General features: G+C 42.9%; 13 protein-coding genes. All 13 read left to right on the top strand.

Annotated elements, in window-relative coordinates; translation table 11 throughout:
* Positions 1-8 precede the first annotated feature (8 nt).
* The 13 genes from DRF59_RS06515 to DRF59_RS06455 all read left to right on the top strand — a co-directional run bounded on the left by DRF59_RS06515 (position 9) and on the right by DRF59_RS06455 (position 17788).
* Positions 9-4262, top strand: coding sequence for a type I polyketide synthase (locus tag DRF59_RS06515; protein WP_115957963.1), 4254 nt, complete (start codon positions 9-11; stop codon positions 4260-4262).
* On the top strand, positions 4250-4549 hold the full coding sequence (locus DRF59_RS06510) for an acyl carrier protein (protein ID WP_115957961.1): 300 nt from the start codon (positions 4250-4252) through the stop codon (positions 4547-4549). The genes DRF59_RS06515 and DRF59_RS06510 overlap by 13 nt, the downstream gene beginning before the upstream one ends.
* Positions 4540-5322 carry an alpha/beta fold hydrolase gene (locus tag DRF59_RS06505; RefSeq protein WP_115957959.1) on the top strand — a complete coding sequence of 261 codons (783 nt, stop codon included), beginning with the start codon at positions 4540-4542 and terminating at the stop codon, positions 5320-5322. The genes DRF59_RS06510 and DRF59_RS06505 overlap by 10 nt, the downstream gene beginning before the upstream one ends.
* Positions 5315-7720, top strand: a complete 2406-nt coding sequence (locus tag DRF59_RS06500; RefSeq protein ID WP_115957957.1) for a glycosyltransferase — start codon at positions 5315-5317, stop codon at positions 7718-7720. Before DRF59_RS06505 ends, DRF59_RS06500 begins: the two co-directional genes overlap by 8 nt.
* A 3-nt stretch (positions 7721-7723) precedes the next feature.
* The gene (locus DRF59_RS06495) at positions 7724-8995 is read left to right on the top strand and encodes a condensation domain-containing protein (RefSeq protein WP_115957955.1); all 1272 of its coding nucleotides are present in this window, start codon (positions 7724-7726) and stop codon (positions 8993-8995) included.
* Positions 8992-10245, top strand: a complete 1254-nt coding sequence (locus DRF59_RS06490; RefSeq protein WP_115957953.1) for a condensation domain-containing protein — start codon at positions 8992-8994, stop codon at positions 10243-10245. Before DRF59_RS06495 ends, DRF59_RS06490 begins: the two co-directional genes overlap by 4 nt.
* On the top strand, positions 10242-10790 hold the full coding sequence (locus tag DRF59_RS06485; protein WP_115957951.1) for a hypothetical protein: 549 nt from the start codon (positions 10242-10244) through the stop codon (positions 10788-10790). Before DRF59_RS06490 ends, DRF59_RS06485 begins: the two co-directional genes overlap by 4 nt.
* A 171-nt stretch (positions 10791-10961) precedes the next feature.
* Positions 10962-11792, top strand: a complete 831-nt coding sequence (locus DRF59_RS06480; protein ID WP_115957949.1) for a helix-turn-helix domain-containing protein — start codon at positions 10962-10964, stop codon at positions 11790-11792.
* A 45-nt stretch (positions 11793-11837) separates the two neighbouring features.
* Positions 11838-12251: a hypothetical protein gene (locus tag DRF59_RS06475; protein WP_115957947.1), complete on the top strand. Its 414-nt coding sequence runs from the start codon at positions 11838-11840 to the stop codon at positions 12249-12251.
* A gap of 314 nt (positions 12252-12565) precedes the next feature.
* Positions 12566-13090 (top strand): hypothetical protein, encoded by a 525-nt coding sequence (locus tag DRF59_RS06470; RefSeq protein ID WP_115957945.1) that lies wholly within the window; start codon positions 12566-12568, stop codon positions 13088-13090.
* 74 nt (positions 13091-13164) lie between these two features.
* On the top strand, positions 13165-13968 hold the full coding sequence (locus DRF59_RS06465) for a fimbrial biogenesis chaperone (RefSeq protein ID WP_115957943.1): 804 nt from the start codon (positions 13165-13167) through the stop codon (positions 13966-13968).
* Entirely contained in the window at positions 13961-14989 is a 1029-nt protein-coding gene (locus DRF59_RS06460; RefSeq protein WP_115957941.1) for a hypothetical protein, read from the top strand. The genes DRF59_RS06465 and DRF59_RS06460 overlap by 8 nt, the downstream gene beginning before the upstream one ends.
* A 3-nt stretch (positions 14990-14992) precedes the next feature.
* Positions 14993-17788 (top strand): COG1470 family protein, encoded by a 2796-nt coding sequence (locus tag DRF59_RS06455; RefSeq protein WP_115957939.1) that lies wholly within the window; start codon positions 14993-14995, stop codon positions 17786-17788.
* Positions 17789-17937: the final 149 nt, after the last annotated feature.

Below are 17937 nucleotides of genomic sequence, written 5' to 3'. Positions count from 1 at the left end.
CTACCCGTATGAAAAAAACAGATGTTGCCGTAGTTGGACTGTCCTGTGTCTTTCCCGGAGCACAGGACGCCGACACTTTCTGGCAGAATATTATCAATAAAGTAGATTCTACACAACCGGTTCCGGCTGACCGGATAGATCCTGTACACTTCAGTGATGCCACTAATCCTGTGGACCGTTTCTATTGCAAACGAGGTGGATTTCTCCCTGACTATGAGTTTAATCCAACCCGTTTTGGGATTTTACCCCTTGCTGTAGAAGGAACAGAACCGGACCATTTACTGACCCTTGACCTGGTTCAGAAAGCATTAGAAGATGCAGGAGTATTTCAAAAAAATACTTCCCTTGAAAAGACCGGAATTGTCATTGGGAAAGGAAACTATACCGGACCGGGAGCTACCCGTGCCATTGAAATTGTAAGAACCGGAGAACAGATTTCCTCATTATTGCAGGAGCTCTTACCCCAGATATCTCCCGCTGATATTGAAAAAGTAAAACATGCTTTCCAGGAACGCAAAGGACGTTTCGCAGCTGATACTGCAATGGGGCTGATTCCTAATCTGGCAGCTTCATTGGCAGCCAACCGTTTTGATCTTGGAGGGGTGGCTTTTACCGTTGATGCAGCCTGTGCCAGTGCTTTAATTGCTGTAGATCATGCCATACAGGAACTTCAGAGAGGCCGTTCTGATATGATGATCGCCGGAGGAGTGCACACCGGGCAGAATGCTGCATTCTGGAGTATTTTTGCTCAATTGGGTGCAATGTCCCGTCAGGAGCAGATCAAACCGTTCAGTATGGATGCGGATGGATTGCTGATTGGAGAAGGCTGTGGTTTCGTTGTGTTAAAAAGACTGGAAGATGCCGTTCGTGATCAGGATAAGATCTATGCGGTTATTAAAGGCGTTGGAGTAAGCAGTGATGGTAACGGAACCAGCGTAATGAGCCCATCCGTAAAAGGTCAGCTGAGAGCTTTGGAACAGGCCTGGATCAATGCTGATCTGGATAAAAATAATATAGGTTACCTGGAAGCCCATGGTACCGGAACTCCGCTTGGAGATAAAACAGAATTGCAGACCCTTGCTCAGTTCTTTGGAAAAGAAGCAGAAACTCCCGCTGCAGGAATCGGATCTGTAAAGTCAAATATCGGACACGCCATGCCGGCAGCAGGAATTGCAGGACTGATCAAAGCCTGTCTTGCCCTGCATCACGATACTTTACCACCAACACTGTATTGTGATAATCCTAGTGCAGAAATGCGGAACACAAGATTTGAACCGGTACAGGAAGCAAGGAACTGGTCAAAAACAGGGCTGCCAAAAGTAGCTGCTGTCAATGCTTTCGGATTTGGAGGAATCAATGCTCATGTTGTTCTTGAGGGCTATGATATGCCCAAAAAGGACAAAGTATTGCTATTGGCCAGACCTACGCGTGAAGAACTGCTTTCAGCCTTACAAAATAATGAAACAGCCATTGGAGAAGGAGATTTCAGAGTAGCCATCTTCGATCCGACACCGACAAGAATAGAAAAAGCCATTAAAATTGTTTCCAAGAATATCATCTGGAAAAATAAACAGGACATCTGGTACACTTCTACCCCATTATTAAAGGATGGTGGTAAAGTAGCCTTTGTATTTCCGGGTTTAGACGGTCTGGCAAAAGGTGAAGTAAAAACGGTAAGCCGTTATTTTGGGTTAACAGCACCTATTGAAACGGAAGGAGAAGGCCTTTTGACTGATGCTTTGAATATCTTCAACAACTGCAGTATCCTTGACAATTCATTGAAAAAACTGGGGATTATTCCCGATATGAATGCCGGGCACAGCCTGGGAGAATGGCTGGCAGGATATTCGTCTGAGCTGGCAGAAGCCAATTCTGTAAAAGCTTTAATTGACGTGCTGAATCCTGAAACATTTGAATTAAAAGATTCAAAATTCATTGCCATAGGAGCAGGTATTGAAGCCATAAAACCTTTTATTGCTGAGATTTCAAATCTGTATGTTTCCAATGACAACTGTCCTAATCAGGTGATTCTCTGCGGAAGCAATGCTGCTTTGGATGAACTGGTTCCATTGTTAAAAGCAAAGCAGATTTTCCACCAGGTTCTGCCTTTCCAGTCAGGATTCCACTCTCCTTTTATCGCGGATAAACTGGATGTAATCCTTGCCGGAATGGAAAAAGCACAGTTCCAGCAGACAAAGATTCCATTGTGGTCGGCTACAACCTTAGAACCTTATCCGGCAGACCAGGCAGCCATCAGAAAGCTGAGCGCCGAGCATTTAGTTGAACCTGTCCGGTTTCGTGAACTGACGGATAAATTATATGAAGAAGGTGCAAGAATTTTCATCCAGGTAGGTACCGGCGGTCTGATTGGATTTATTGATGATACCTTAAAAGGAAAAGCATTCAGCACAATTGCTTCCAGTGTTCCTACCCGTTCTGCATTGGCACAGCTGCAACGTGTAGTAGCTTCATTATTTGTGGAAGGAAAAACCGTTGCCCTTGACTTCCTGGAAGTTCAGCATCAGTCAAAAAAACCAACAGGAAAAGGCATTAAGCTGGAATTAGGCTCTCCTATTGTCCGTAATTTTAAAGAAGTAAAAGCTTTGGCCTCATCCTTTGATGTTCCAAAACAATATACTGCTAACGCTTCAGCTATGAGTGTCAAAAGTGGTCATCCGCTGGTACAGGCATTCCAGGATAACGTTGCCGATATGATCCGTATGCAGGAAGAAGTATTGACTTTGTTCCGGAACCGTCCGGAAATCACAATCCCAGGGCCGGCACCTGTAACACACGTTGCTCAACCGACACCAAGGAATACAATCTTCTCAAAAGACCTGTATGTAACCCTGGAAAGTCATCCTTACCTGATTGACCACAGTTTATTGAGACAGCCTAAGGGATGGACTCATGTCGCAGATATGGAACCGGTAATTCCGATGACGATGATCTTTGAGCAGTTGGCAGAAATTGCAGAAGCAGAAATCCCGGGAACACAGGTTCATAAAATCATGAACGTAAGTGTATTCCAGTGGATGAATGTTGCCAAGCCTTTCGGGAAAACCGTAAAAGGAGAATGGCGCTCACCGTATCACGCTTATCTCGACATTGAAAACTTTGCCAATGCAGAGGTAGTCTTAAAATCTGCTCCTGTTCCGACACCAGCATTCAGTATTTCCATCGGTAATCTTTTACCTATTGAAAGAAAGCCTGAAGAAATCTATGATATGCACATGTTCCATGGAGAAAAATACCAGGGAATTACAGAAGTTTCGGCCATTGGAGACAAAGGAATCATCGGAAAAATAAAAGGAAATGGTGGTAAAGGCTCCTTGCTTGATAATGCAGGACAGCTGTTCGGGCTCTGGCTGCAGCTTACTTTAGTGAAAGACCGTATTGCATTCCCGGTGAAGATCAGAGATATTGAATTCTTCGGAGATATGCATGATCAGCAAGGTATTTTTGAATGTACCTGTATGCTGACCGAGCTTAATGATGAATTTGCCATCGCAGATATCATTCTGAAAAGAGACGGAAAAGTTTGGTGTGCCATCACTGGCTGGCAGAACAGAAGACTGGAAATAGATGCCGCTTTATGGAATGTTTCCATGTCACCGCTGCACAACCGCCTTTCTGAAGAGATTGCTCCGGAAGTATTTTTCTTCCACCAGGCATATACCAGAGTAGCTTCATGGGATTTTATCCTGAAAAGGTATTTCAACCAGACGGAAAAACAACATCATCAGCAACTATTGCCAAATAAGAAGAAAAACTGGATGGTAAGCCGTGTAGCCGTGAAAGATGCTGTTAGAAATCTTCTCCGCAAAGAAAAAAATCATGCCTGCTTCCCGATCACGTTTGAAATCCGTTCCGATGAAGTGGGGAAACCTTACCTCATCAGTGATTTTACAGAGGATATTCATATCTCCTTAGCTCACAAAGGAACAGATGCCGTAGGAATTGCGAGATATGGAAAATCTGTAGGAATTGATATGGAAATCATGGAAGAACGCAGCGAAGGATTCTATGATCTGGTATTTACCAACCATGAATTAGCATTATTAAAAGACAAAGACCAGGCAGAATGGACCACCCGCTTCTGGGTAGCTAAAGAAGCCTATGGGAAGTTCCTGGGAACGGGGCTGAAAGGAAATCCTAAAGCCTTCGAAGTCGAAATAATAAAAGACGATCACCTGTGGATCAACAATATTGAAATCAAAACTATTAAACATAAAAATTATATTATCGGATGGACACTGTAAACGCAACATTAAAAATGAACCACGAAGAACTTTTTACACTTTTAAAAGGTTTTATTACTGAAGTGATAGGTGAAGAATTTGTAGAAGAGATGGATATTACTCCGGAAAGTTCATTTGCCAGAGACCTGGAAATGGACAGCATCGAGATCGTTTCCTTTTCCGAAAAGATCAAAGCCCATTTTGGCGATCAGATTGATTTTACCGGCTGGCTATCTTCTATGGATCTGGATGAACTGATCAACCTGGACCTTAATATGATCATCAATTACATTTACGAATGCCAGTAATCACGGTCAATAACAGACAGGTACATATACAGGAACTCAATAAAGGTGCTGATCAAACCGTGGTACTGGTCCACGGAATGTTCAGCAACCTGTCCATTTATTATTTTAATATTGCCCCTGTGCTGGCAAAACATTTCCACGTGGTAATGTACGATCTGAAAAGCCACGGTATGAGTGAGCGTTTTCCGGATGGGTACGACCTTGATAACATGTCATCCGATCTGATAGGTTTAATGGATCACCTTCAACTGGAAAAAGTACACCTCGCCGGCTACAGTTTCGGGGGACTTATTGTTTTGAAAACAGCATTAAAATATCCTGACCGCATTGATCAGCTGGTGGTAATGGAAGCTCCCGATCCTCAGGATGAAAAAGCCCGTAATATCATTGATGAATACAGCAAGGAATTCCTTGAGCATTATGTAGCCAATTTTACAGATACCACCAAAGTCCGGATGGGTAAAAGACAAATGGAAAAGAACCATCGTATGTATGAATTCCTGTTTAATCAAACCAGCATCAAAGCTGATATGATCAGGGAAAAAGATTTCCTTGGCGAAGCTGATTTCAGTCAACTGAAAGCTTCCACCTTATTGCTTTACGGCACCGGTTCCAACTGCAGACCTACAGGAGAGTGGCTGCAATCCCAAATCGGAAATTCAGGACTCGAATTAATCCCGGGTGATCATAATATTCCAATTCAGGAACCCATCCTGATTGCAGAAACGATCACTCAGTTTTTATCTAAAACTTTAACACAAAACCATGGCTAAATTTGTATTTATAGTCCCACCACTGACAGGACATGTCAACCCTACCCTAAGCATCGGTGCCGCTCTGCTGGAAAGAGGGCATGAAGCAGCCTGGATCAGTCTTGATCCTACTTTAGAGGCTAAGCTTCCGGAAGGGGGGAAGTTATTACTGATCCAATATGATCAGACCGATGCAGAAAAGAAAGAAAGTGAACAATATCTCGATATTATTTCAAGAAAAGTAGTGTACGGAATCGACAGCGTTAAGTTTCTTTATGAAGAGGTTCTTATCCCACTGAACAGACATTGCTATCCGGGAATTGTAGCTTTATTAAAAACATATCAGCCTGATCTCATTATCGGTGACCACCAGTTATTTGCCGCTCCCGTTGCTGCAGAAAACCTTGGAATCCCTTATGCGACTTCCGTTACCGCGCCGGCGGCTGTTAAAATTATGAATGAGCTGCCTAAGGTACATGAATGGGAAGTCAATCAGATCATCGGATTACAAAAAGAACTGGGATTCCATGAAGAGCGTTCTCTGGCAACGTCAGAACTGTTAACGCTTGTTTTAACCTCCGGTTATTTCTTTGGTGAAATGGAAGATTTACCCTCCCAGTATAAATTTACCGGTCCGGTCCTTACCGAAAGACGTATCTCATGTGAATTTGATTGGGACCGGTTAAAAAATGCTTCCAATAAAAAAATTTTAGTAAGCATCGGAACGACGTTCGATCATGATCATAAAAAAGCATTCTTTCAGAAAGTAGTAGATGCCTTTAAAGATGAAGATGTAACGGTTGTAGTGGTTTCCGATCCACAGCTTTTTGAGCGATGGCCGGATAATTTTATGGTATACCGGCAGGTTCCCCAGCTGGATCTGTTACCTCATCTGGATGGGGTGGTTTGCCACGGAGGTCATAATACGGTTTCTGAAACCTTATCCAACGGAATTCCTTTAGTGGTTATTCCGATTGCGTACGACCAGTCGCACGTTGCAGGACGTGTGGTACGTACAGAAGCAGGTGAGCGTCTGAACTTCAACCGGTTTAAAGCCAATCACCTGAGAGAAGCTGTACAGCAGATTTTAAATAACCCGGGCTACCGTGAAGCTGCTCAGAAAGTGGGACAATCTTTTGCAGAGGCAGGAGGTACAGCTACGGCAGCCAGTTTATTGGAACAGGCTATCTCAAAAGCTTCAAAACCTGAAAAGTCCTCTAAGTTTTTATTCGTTGTTCCTCCGTTCTTCGGGCATGTAAGCCCTACATTAAGTGTTGGAGCCAGTTTGATTGCCCGCGGCCATGAGGTAAAATGGTTCGGAATCACTCCGTTAGACAGCAAACATATTCCGGAAGGAGGTTCTTATTTCTATCCTGAAGAAGATCTTATTCCGTATCAGGAAGAAATCGCACGGATTTTAAAAAGACAGGATGATGGCCCTGCGTGTTCCGGACCTGAAGTGATGAAACTCGCACTGGAAGAAACCTACGTTCCTTTTGCCAAAATGATGATGCCGGGATTAACCAGGCTGACAGAACACTGGATGCCGGATGTTATCGTGAATGACTGTATCAGTTTCGGAGGGGCTCTTTTCGCCCATAAACATCATATTCCCTGTGTAACGACAACGCCCGTTCCGCCGGACGTAATGGGAGACACTGAAAAAAGTGCCCCTAAAATCTGGGAATGGCAGCAAAACCTGATCAAAGACTTACAAAAAGAAGTAGGCATTCATGAGGAAGGTATTTATATCCATTCCCATAAACTGAATATGGTCTTTACTTCACAAGCCTTTGCCGGTTTTGATACGGTACCCTCTCATATGAAATTTGTAGGTCCGGTAAAAGGCCGTCCGAACGATGCTCCATTTGACTGGGATAAATTGAACGCTTCCACCACACCAAAGATCTTCGTATCATTGGGAACGCTTCTGGTAGACATCAGAAAAGCGTTCTTTGAGAAGATCATTGCAGCATTTGCTGACCAGCCGGTTACCATTGTTGCCGCTACTCCACCGGAAATTTTTGAAGAATGGCCGGATAATTTTATCGTGAACAGCTTTGTCCCTCAATCTGCCGTGATGCAGCAAATGGATATGGTAATCTGCCATGGTGGCTTCAATACGGTTAATGATACCTTCCGTAATGGTTTACCGATGCTGATCACTCCTATTGCCTATGATCATTTCCATATTGCCAAACTGATCGAGCAGGCAGGCTGCGGCATCAGTATCCGCTACAAAAGGCTGCGGGTAGAAGCTCTCCGTGAAACCGTTTTTGAATTATTGGAAAATCCCGGATACAGGGAAGCCGCCCGGGAAGTCAGGAATACCTTTACGCTTGCCGGAGGTAATGATAAAGCGGTAGAACTGTTAGAAAATTTTGTACATGAACATTCAACACCAGCATCCATATCATAGCCTATGAAAAGAAGACTGTTATTTGGGGAACGTATGTTATTAGGTGACGGTACAGAGCCTTTTAACGCAGTGATCCCGTTCAGATTGAGAGGTAACTTTACATTAAAGGAAATCCAGCAGGCCCTGGCCCGGATTCAAAATAAACATCCATGGCTGCGAGCACTGATCAGTCATGATGAAAAAAATATTCCGTGGTTTCAGATCCCTGAACACCCTCTTTCAATACCTGTAAGGATATTGGCCCGGCAGGGCGAAGACCAGTGGCAGGAAGAATCCAGGAGGGAATGGAATACACCGTTCAATTATGAAAAACTTCCCCTGATCCGGTTTGTCTGGATCAAAGGTGAAGATGTTTCGGACATGCTTTTTGCGTTCCACCATTGTTTATGTGATGGGGGCTCTGCAATGGCTTTCCTGTATGAATTTTTAAAAGTACTGGATGATCCCTCCGCTGAGATCGGAACCGAGAATCCGATATTAGGTATTGAAGATGTAGTTCCGGAAAAGATTTTAAACAGCCGGACGCAAAAGTTAAAGGCCAGATTCATCGGAAGACTGGCTGCAACTGCCATCAGGTATATTCCTGTAGGTAAAAAAGCTATTGACCGGCAGAACGATTACCTGATCAACTGGAAACTGGACCAGAAGACCAGCCAGCAGCTGATTTCTTACTGTAAGGCCAATGAGGTCACAGTAAATACTTTTTTGTGTGCAACGGTTCTCCAGGCTTTTAAAAAAGTGCGGGGTAATGCTGCCTTCAATAAAGTTTCCTGTCCCGTTGATATCCGGCGTTTTGCCAAACAGGTCAAGGAAGACCATATTTTCGCCTTTGGGCTGATGATTGTGGTTTCTGCAAATGAAAAACTGAGCTTCCTGGAAAATGTACGTTCCATGCAGGCTTCTGTAGAACGTAAGACTTCAAAGCTTGACCCTTATATCACCATGATGGTTATGGAATCGGGGCATGATGCTTTGAACAGTTTCACAAAACTGTTGAAACAGGGTAAGTCCTCCAATGACTGTATGTTCTCCAACCTGGGGCGCATTCAGATCCCGGATCAGTACAAAGCGTTTTCAGTGGAAGCCATTTTCAGCCCGTCAGTGATCGGACCGCTGGGCAATACCACCACCCTGGTAGCCTCAACCTATAAAGGTGAAATGGATTTTTCATTTGTAGGAAGCGAAGGTTATCTTCCTTATACAGAGGCCCTGGCGATCCGTGATGAAATCATTCAAACCGTTAAACTCCAGCTGGAATATTTGGTAGTATCATGATGAAACGAAGATTAATGATGGTGGAAAGGATCATGTATGTGGATTCCAAAACACCTTTAAACTGTGTATTTACAGCAAAGATCTCCGGTGAGCTTCCGGAAGGGCACTTTAAAAATGCACTGGTAAAAATCCAGCAGAAACATCCCCTGCTGAGGGCTTCCATTGATGAAAAAAGTGAACGGTATCCTTTATTTGTAGAGGATCGGGAAATTGCTCCTATTCCTGTCCGTATCGTGGAGCGCCACACTGACGAAGATTGGCTCCGGGAATCTGAAACAGAATGGTTCAGCCTGTTTAATGAGGAAAAGAAGCCGCTGGCAAGACTGGTATGGGTCCGGGGAAAGGACGTTTCGGAAATCCTGTGGGTCATGCCGCACTGTATCTCTGACGGAACCACAGGAGTTACACTGATGCGCGAACTGTTTGATCTTCTGGATGACCCTTCCCTCGAGCTGAAACCTTATTATGCTTTCAATTCAGTGAATGATTTTCTGCCTACGGATTTTGATACGAAAAACAAAAAATACAAGGCAAAGCTTTATTTATTGTTTGCCAGAGCTTTCTTTTTACTGCAACGGAAAAGTAAAAACAGGAACACCGGGAAAAACTATGCCCTGCACCGGAAGCTGGACCCTGTAACCACTTCCCTGATCACAGAAAAATGTAAAGCAAACGGAATATCCGTGCATGCCATACTCTGTGCTGCTTTTATGCAGGCCTTTCAGGAGATAAAGGGTAAAAAAGCAAAAGGAAAAGTCATCAGTCCGGTGGATGTCCGTCATTTTATTCCGGAAATCAAACAGGATCATTTATTTGCTTTTGCCCCAACGGTAGACCTTGCCATTAAAAAAGGAAGCTCTGATCTGCTGAACAATGCCAGACAGATCAAAACTGACCTGGTTCAGAAAATAGAAACCATGGAAGCCCGGGAATTATTATGGATGGGAGAACAGATGCACCCGATTGTTGACCGGATGATCGCCATGCTGAAATCCAGCAACGGAGGACATGACGTTACCTTATCCAATATGGGAAAGATCAATATCCCGGATGACTATAAAAACTTTAAGATTGAAACCATTTTCAGCCCTACGGTTGCCTTTCCGTGGCTGAATTCCAATACCCTGGTGGCTACCACATACAACCAGCAGATGGATTTCACCTTTATGTCCAACGAAAATTTCCTTCCCAAAGAAGAAGCCATCAAAATAAAAGATAAAGCCATCGAGCTCATGACCACCTCTCTATGAAATTTAAAATAAAGCCTGCACCGCCTAAAAAGCTCAAGAAAACTACCCTCAAACGCTTTCTCATTAAGCGGATGATCTATTATGTCCTTCCGAATGTATTTTTTAATTTCATTATCGCTTATGCAAGCTTTCAGGAGCTCGGCTACACTCATTTCTTCTCAGGAACCCAGAATCTGGCACGTCTTACTTTACCTATGTCCCTGTTTCTTCCGGTAGTTCTTACCATTGACATCATCAAAAGGGTAACCGATGCCGCCGGGCAAGGGGCTATAGAATTTACGGTAGATGAGCAGTTAAATATAAAAAAACTGATGACCAGACTGAGTATCCTGCATGGTGTGATTACCTGTTCTCTGGTTTTAGCGATGCTTTTTTTAGGACAGTATAATTTTTCAAAGGATTATAAACTGGATGCTACTGCAATGGCTGTGGTAGTGGGAGCGCTTGCCGGAGTACAATCTGTGATCTTTGTATATCTTCCGGTGTGGAGGCTGAAAAAATGGATGTGCAGAACGGCTGATGTACCTGCCGGGATACAGTCCTAGTCGCTATCATCCGGAGCTTTATTTAATAACATGTGTATTAAGTCCGGAATACTTATCTCCGGTTTTATGGTTAGATTAATTTTTTTCTTTAAAACACAATAAATAACAAATTTTTTATATTTATACAATAAAAAGAATAAACATTTTCTCAGACAGAATCAGGCATAATTTATGTACAAAATCACGGATCAGTTAAAAAATATAGGATTCAGTATCAATCGTTTAGATTACATTATCAGCAGAAACAATAACAAAAGGGAACTAAACACGCTGGAATATTTTTGCATTTATATTATTCTGGAAGACATTATATTAACGGTAGAGGATGTTCCTTATCCCATAAAATCGGGGCATATTGCATTTGTAGGTCCGCAGAAAAAAATCGTTTTTGGTCCTGCCAAAGGTTCTGAAGTTTTTGCGGTCGTTTTTTCGTCCAGCTTTTATGAGCGGTCTACCAAAGACAGCCTTTTCATCAATTCCCAGCTTTTTTACAATTATCATTCTGATGTTTTTGTTGCTCCTTTTATCAATAAGGAACAGATGAGAGTGGTTTTCATGGAACGGATGGAAAGCTTCCGGAATAAGGACGAAAGCCTGTATGTCTCTGCGGCCCACAATGCCATCGAGAGGCTCATCCTGGATGCTTTTCTCCATATCCCGACAGAGGAGATCAAAAAGGATATCAAGCTGGATTATATGTATTATGTCAACCGGTTCAAGATCCTGCTGCAAAGGGATTACAAAAAAGAGAAAAAGGTTTCCTACTATGCCGGGGAACTCAACATTACATCCAGAAAGCTGACCGAAATGACCGAATATGTACTGGGTAAAACCGCAAAGCACATCATTATCGAAAAGCTCATCACAGAGTGCCGCAAAGCTTTAAACTTTTCCAGTTCCACCATTTCTGAAATTTCCTATGAGCTGGGTTTCACCAACGAAGGAAATTTTACGAACTTTATAAAAAAACATACCGGAAAAAATCCCTCCGAAATGAAATAATCTGTATATTTACCTGAACAGCCATTTGCTGAAAATTCAGGTGATATGCTTTCAAAATGGTTTTTAATTGCTATACTGTTTTTTGCTTTCAAAAAGTCGCTGGCCCAGGCTGCTGATGGCCTGCGGCTGAATGTACGGCTGTATCCGGTACAGACACTTGCCATCCATACAGGATTGTCTGATGACGGATATGGAGCTTCATCGAACGAACTTCAGTCTGTCACAATATCCAGCCCCTCAGGTTTTCAGGTAAAAGCCCATTATGGCAAAAGCCCTGATCCTCTTTACAAAGATCCGATGATCAACAAAACAGGTGAATATAATCTTATCAGCCGCCACAAAGGAGTCGTTCAGAAAACGTTCACCATGGATAAAGACATCCAAAATCCTGTAAAAAATTTTGACAGCAATCCCGCTAAAGATGAAACTTTTTTAACATTAACTCTAATTTCTAAGTAAAAAATAAACTAAGATTCAGAAAAAATCATTATGCTAAGCATAATAACTACATAGAATTCCATTTTTTCAATCTATCAGGTGAAAATGAGGATTTAAGAATAAAATGGCATTATTTTTATTTTTTTTTCATTTTATTAATTTCAAAATGATCCTTTTTGTATTCTTCTTCATAAATAATCATTTCTGTTAATCAGTCATTTATCGGTAAAAATTCACAAATGATAAGTATTTTTTCACAAAAGCGCAGTTCATTTTTGTGTCTACCTTTGCCGCCGAATTAAAAAATTATTAATACAAAAAACATCATTTAAACTATGAACAAGTGTATTTTAGCATCTTTTGCTCTTTTGGGAACTGTAATTTTAAAAGCTCAGCAGAATGTAACCCTTAACGTAAGACTGAAGCCTATCCAGACCCTTGTGGTAAACAATGCACAGAAAGTGGTAAACCTTGATTATGTAACCAAAGATGATTATGCAAACGGGGTATCTTCCGTTAATGCCGATCACCTGAGCATTTACAGCACCGGAGGATTCCAGGTAAAAGTAAAAAGCGCCAATGCAGCTTTACAGAACGGAAACAAAAACATCCAGGCCAATACCATTCAGATCAAAGCAAGTGCAGGCTCAGAAGCGGTAAACGGTGCCCAGTATGCACAGAACGTTCAGCTTTCTGCCAATGAAACCACTCTGGTAAGCTCTTCCAACGGAGGGGTAGACAAAAAGATCAATATTGAATATAAAGGTGCCGGAGCAAACGCTTACCTGGATAATTATATTGCAGGACAGGATCCTACCGTATATACCACCGAGCTAACGTATACTATTATTTCTCAATAGGATATATCAATCTGTACTGATAAAGTGCTGCATACCACAGCACTTTATCAGTCCTTAAAAACTAATGATCCGTCATGAGCAGATTATCTTTTCTCTTTTTCAGTTTTCTTTCCCTGTTATTTTTCCACGGAAATGCACAGACAGGGATCTCAGTATCTCCTCCAAGACTGTATTTTGAATCCGGGAACGGAACCAGCAATACGCAGAAAGTAACAGTAACGAATGTAAGTGCCAAAAATTCCCTGGACCTTGCAGTAAGTCTCGGCGACTGGGAATATGATGGTAAAGGTGAAAACATGACCTATGCCCCCAATACCCTTCCCTCTTCCTGTGCCAGCTGGGTTTCTGTAAAAAAAGAAGACAATTACTTTACCCTGGCTCCCGGAGAGAAAAAAGACATTGATGTAACCATTACAGTACCTAATACTTTTTCCGGCCAACTGCCTGTTCATACGGCAATCCTGTATGTAAGCCAGATGAATCCCGTAGATGATGTGGACCACAAAGGGGCCCATATCAAAGTAAGCGTGCGCTCAGGGATCAAACTTTTCCATAAACTTCCTGCTGCCGGCACCAAAAAGCTTGAGATCCGTAACCTTACTTATGAAAAGTCAACCAACATGGTCAATTTGCTATTTGAAAACCAGGGAGACGTATGGACGGACGGAAAGATATATACAGACTTTGTCAATACCGGAAACGGGAAAAAAACATCGCTGGACCCGGTAATCTTTTATACCATGCCCGGAAATAAACGGGAAATGAACATTCCATTACCGGCAGGCCTTGAAAAAGGAAAATATACAGCTTCCGTCATGATGGATTACGGAGACAGCAACAGCCTGGAACTGGGAGAATTAAGCTTCAGTTATGAATAGTAAAACATTCTTCTGCCTTTCACTTCTAATCTCCCTGCAATGCTTTTCACAGGTACAATACAGCTCATGGGTGAACAGCTATTTACAGGTCAGTTCTTACAGTGGAAATACCAATCCGGATGCGTATACCCTGATGCTGTCCGGCAACGGGCCGTTCAATATGCCGTACTGGAGAATATCCGCCCGGCTGAAACAACCTGCTACCTCGGCTGACGGAAAATATATGATACCAGCCGGTAAGATTTCTTTTCAGCCGGTATCTTCTACAGGACAGGGCTATCCCGGTCCCATCCCTACCCTTTCCCAGATCGGAATGCCCCTGAACGTTTTTCTTCAGGAAAATCAGGAAGTTTTCCTGGTTCCGCAATCCAATGCCCCGCTATACAACCAGCCAGTATCTCCAAAAGGCTATTACAGCCTGCAGCTGAAATACAGCATGAATGTGGCAGGAGGATCCTACCTTGGAAGCTATCCTTCATGGACCCGTTTCATAGTCCCGGTACAGTTCACCGCTTACGACCAGTACAATAACGTGATTGGTAAAGCGGATCATCAGTTCCAGATCCAGATCGGAACCCTCAGCGGTATCCCTGCCGAAACTCCGGAGCTTTCCCTTAAACTTTCTGCAAAAGCTGTAAACGGTTCACTTGAGTTTAAAAGCATGGATGATTACAGGAATGGTGTAAGTGTCACCTACCCCAACGCACTGATTGTCAACAGCAACACTCTATACCAGATTAAAATACGGGCCCTTCAGGGACAGTTCAGTTCTCCTGCCGGGAATTCCATTCCGCTGGAAACTGTAGGACTGAATCTTATCCCTGTTTCCGGGAATCAGGCCAATGTATCCCCCGTCCTGTTAAGCCCGTCCCCACAGCGTATTGCTACAGGAAGTTCCACCGGAGGAGCTGAAGTATACTATGATATCAGGTATTCTACAAAGGCAGGTGACGAGAGACTCATTAATGCCAGGTCCGAAGAATATTCCACGACCCTTCAATACGAGATCATTCCCCAGTAGATTATGTTCCAGCTCCTGCTCAAAAAATTCTTTTCCTTTTTTTCGATTCTTTTCCTGACAGCACTTCCGGCACAGCAACGTTCCGGGATAAGCCTTGACATCCGTAATGAATCCGGAACCGGAAAAGCCGGGATCCTGGACCTTATGATCATACTGAACAACGAAGGGGCAACCGATTTTAAAGGAAAGGTTGAAATGGCACTGCCTGCCGGCTTCAGGAATATTTCAGGAAACAGCATCCAGGTGAGCCTGAAATCCGGCGAACGGCTTTACCTTCCGGTGAAAATACTGGCCGGTAATAATGCCGGTTCCGGCGAAGCACGCCTTATCTTCCGCCTGGCAGACCAGAAGAACCAAACTGCAGCAGAAAAACAAATAACACATACCGTAGCGGAAAACAATGCCATGCGCATCACAGCAGAAAATCCGGTCATCTATATGAACCGGGCCACTGATTCTGTGGAGGTCCGGGCCAGGGTGTCCAACCTCGGAAATAAAAAGCAGCATGTTACTGTTGTATTTAAAATTCCGGAAGCCGGCCAGAGAAAGTCATTTGTGGAGAAAAAAGGAAGCATCGGTGTTCAGAAGGATTCCGTATTTGTATTCCGCTTCCTGCCGTCAGGAATCGGAGCAAGGAGCTCCCAGCTTTCCGTCAATATTGCGGGTTTCAGGGAACCGGATAAAGAAATATTCGGAAATGCCAGTGTTTCCGTACAGAATGTTTCTTCCGTACAGCGCTATGAGGATATGGAATCTACCACATTCTCCAATTTTACGAAGAACAGCATTACCGCAAGCTACCGGCATGCCGGTAGCAACCTGGATATGTACCAGCTGGCTGGATCAGGTGGTTTTAACCTTCCTTCAGGTTATATTTTTATCAGAGGGAATATCTATACAATGAACCAACAAAGTGATCCCGTTGTTAATAACACCTATATTACCTACCGCCGGGAAAATAATGAATTTACGTTTGGGAATATCAATAAACTGCTGGAATTATCCATGTTCGGAAGGGGAACTGAATATACCTATACGACCACGGATAAGAATAAAAAAATCGAAGTAGGTTTCGTAGACCAGACCTACAGCCTTATTGAAAGAAATTCATTCCTGAAGTACGGATACGGATTTTATACCAGGGGAACCCTGGGTGCTCAAAATGCTTCCCGCAATATTTCAGGAACCTATATTTTCAGGAACGATCCCTATGAAAAAGCAAGGCACCATGTAGCAGGCACCGACCTGCAGTATGCTTTCGGGACCGACTGGAAAGTAAATGCGAAAATCTACAGCGGGCTCAGCTTCTATGAAAATACAAAAGAGGCTAAACCTTCCCTGGCCCTGGAGTCCCAGTACTCAGGAATGATCAGGAAACTAAGCCTGAACGGGAATTATTTTTACAGCACAGATTATTACCCCGGAAACCGGAGAGGCATCATACAAATCCAGCAAAACATCTCCACTATGGTTTTTAAGGACCATTATGTATACGCCAATATCACAGCTTCCCACTTTTCCCCTAAGTTTTATTTTTACAGCAATACGCTGGATTCAAGCAGCATGAGGCTGGACACCGGAATCAACTTTTCCAAAAAAGGCAATTTCGGAATGGGACTTGGCTATCAGTACCAGGAAGAAAGTTCCAATACCTATAACAGTTTTTTCAATACCCGGCCCAACCTTGATACCAAGCAGCTGAAAGCCCAGCGCATTACCGAATATCTTACCTGGCTGAGCACCGATAAACAACACTCTTCCCTGCTGGGGCTGGAAACCGGACTGGTCCGTTATCCCGATACTCCGCAGCTGCAATACCAGATGAAAGTGAATGCAACCTACAATTATAAATGGCTTACAGTGAATGGTATTTATCAGTACGGAAGCTATTTCCTTTCTGAATATGCTTTTTCAAGAATGCTCAATATCAACAAGACCTATGAGAAACTTTCTCTTTCTGCTTTTGTCAATAAGCATTTATGGGATGAAAAAGTGAATATTACCTCCGGACTTTCCTATACACAGGATGTTTTATACGGGAAATCCCCTTCCGGTTTTGTGAATATAAAATATGCCACTGAAAGGTATGGATTCTACCTGAACTCTTCCTGGTTCAATTATTCTTCCGGTAATTTTACCAATAACCTTTTCACCATTGAAGCCGGCGTTACGCTGAGCCTGCGCAACAGCACCCTGAACCCCGGTAAGAAGGGAGATATCAGAGCTTTTGTCTATTATGACCTGAACGAAAACAATGTGTACGATGAAGGTGATAAAGAAGCGGCAGGCTACCTCATCATGCTCAATACCATTTCCTTTAAAACCGATTCTTCAGGAAATATCAGCTATAAAGCTATTCCATATGGTAAATATATTTTAAAACAGGTGATTCAGCAGGGCTGGTATTATAATGAAACTGAGTTTGAAGTAAACCGCCATCAGTATGCATTAGAAATTCCCCTCCATCAGAATGGTACTGTTCAGGGAAAAATCTCCTATGAATTTGACGCCAAAACAGCACTGGACTTTAGTCCTAAAACCGGAGGCATCCTGTTCAATATTTCCCGAAACCGCCAACCGGTTCAGCACATGATGACCGATGACAATGGTGAATTCATTTCTTTTCTGGAGTCCGGAATCTACAGCATTGAGCTGAATAAAAACTCCTTACCAGCCAACACCTACTGCGAACACAGTACAGCCAACTTTAAAGTGGAAGCCGGGAAAATAGTACGTCTCGAGCCTTTTGTTATTAAGGTAAGGGAGAAGGTGATTAGGGTGAAGAAGTTTGGGAATTAGAATAATCTCCATTTGTATTTCCCTACTCTCTACGATTAAGCATCAAATACGACAATCATCCACCTATAATACAACATTTTATGATTTACACTCAATATTATGTGATATTTTCAGTTCTATTCTTTCTTTTTAATCTAAAATAAAATATC

The sequence above is a fragment of the Chryseobacterium flavum genome, from assembly GCF_003385595.1.
Lineage (GTDB): Bacteria > Bacteroidota > Bacteroidia > Flavobacteriales > Weeksellaceae > Chryseobacterium > Chryseobacterium flavum.
This window is presented reverse-complemented; position numbering and strand designations above follow the sequence as displayed.

Bases quoted from the DNA above. Each gene is read 5' to 3' on its own strand.
- DRF59_RS06515 (WP_115957963.1), top strand. From the start codon at position 9: ATGAAAAAAACAGATGTTGCCGTAGTTGGACTGTCCTGTGTCTTTCCC.
- DRF59_RS06510 (WP_115957961.1), top strand. From the start codon at position 4,250: ATGGACACTGTAAACGCAACATTAAAAATGAACCACGAAGAACTTTTT.
- DRF59_RS06505 (WP_115957959.1), top strand. From the start codon at position 4,540: ATGCCAGTAATCACGGTCAATAACAGACAGGTACATATACAGGAACTC.
- DRF59_RS06500 (WP_115957957.1), top strand. From the start codon at position 5,315: ATGGCTAAATTTGTATTTATAGTCCCACCACTGACAGGACATGTCAAC.
- DRF59_RS06495 (WP_115957955.1), top strand. From the start codon at position 7,724: ATGAAAAGAAGACTGTTATTTGGGGAACGTATGTTATTAGGTGACGGT.
- DRF59_RS06490 (WP_115957953.1), top strand. From the start codon at position 8,992: ATGATGAAACGAAGATTAATGATGGTGGAAAGGATCATGTATGTGGAT.
- DRF59_RS06485 (WP_115957951.1), top strand. From the start codon at position 10,242: ATGAAATTTAAAATAAAGCCTGCACCGCCTAAAAAGCTCAAGAAAACT.
- DRF59_RS06480 (WP_115957949.1), top strand. From the start codon at position 10,962: ATGTACAAAATCACGGATCAGTTAAAAAATATAGGATTCAGTATCAAT.
- DRF59_RS06475 (WP_115957947.1), top strand. From the start codon at position 11,838: ATGCTTTCAAAATGGTTTTTAATTGCTATACTGTTTTTTGCTTTCAAA.
- DRF59_RS06470 (WP_115957945.1), top strand. From the start codon at position 12,566: ATGAACAAGTGTATTTTAGCATCTTTTGCTCTTTTGGGAACTGTAATT.
- DRF59_RS06465 (WP_115957943.1), top strand. From the start codon at position 13,165: ATGAGCAGATTATCTTTTCTCTTTTTCAGTTTTCTTTCCCTGTTATTT.
- DRF59_RS06460 (WP_115957941.1), top strand. From the start codon at position 13,961: ATGAATAGTAAAACATTCTTCTGCCTTTCACTTCTAATCTCCCTGCAA.
- DRF59_RS06455 (WP_115957939.1), top strand. From the start codon at position 14,993: ATGTTCCAGCTCCTGCTCAAAAAATTCTTTTCCTTTTTTTCGATTCTT.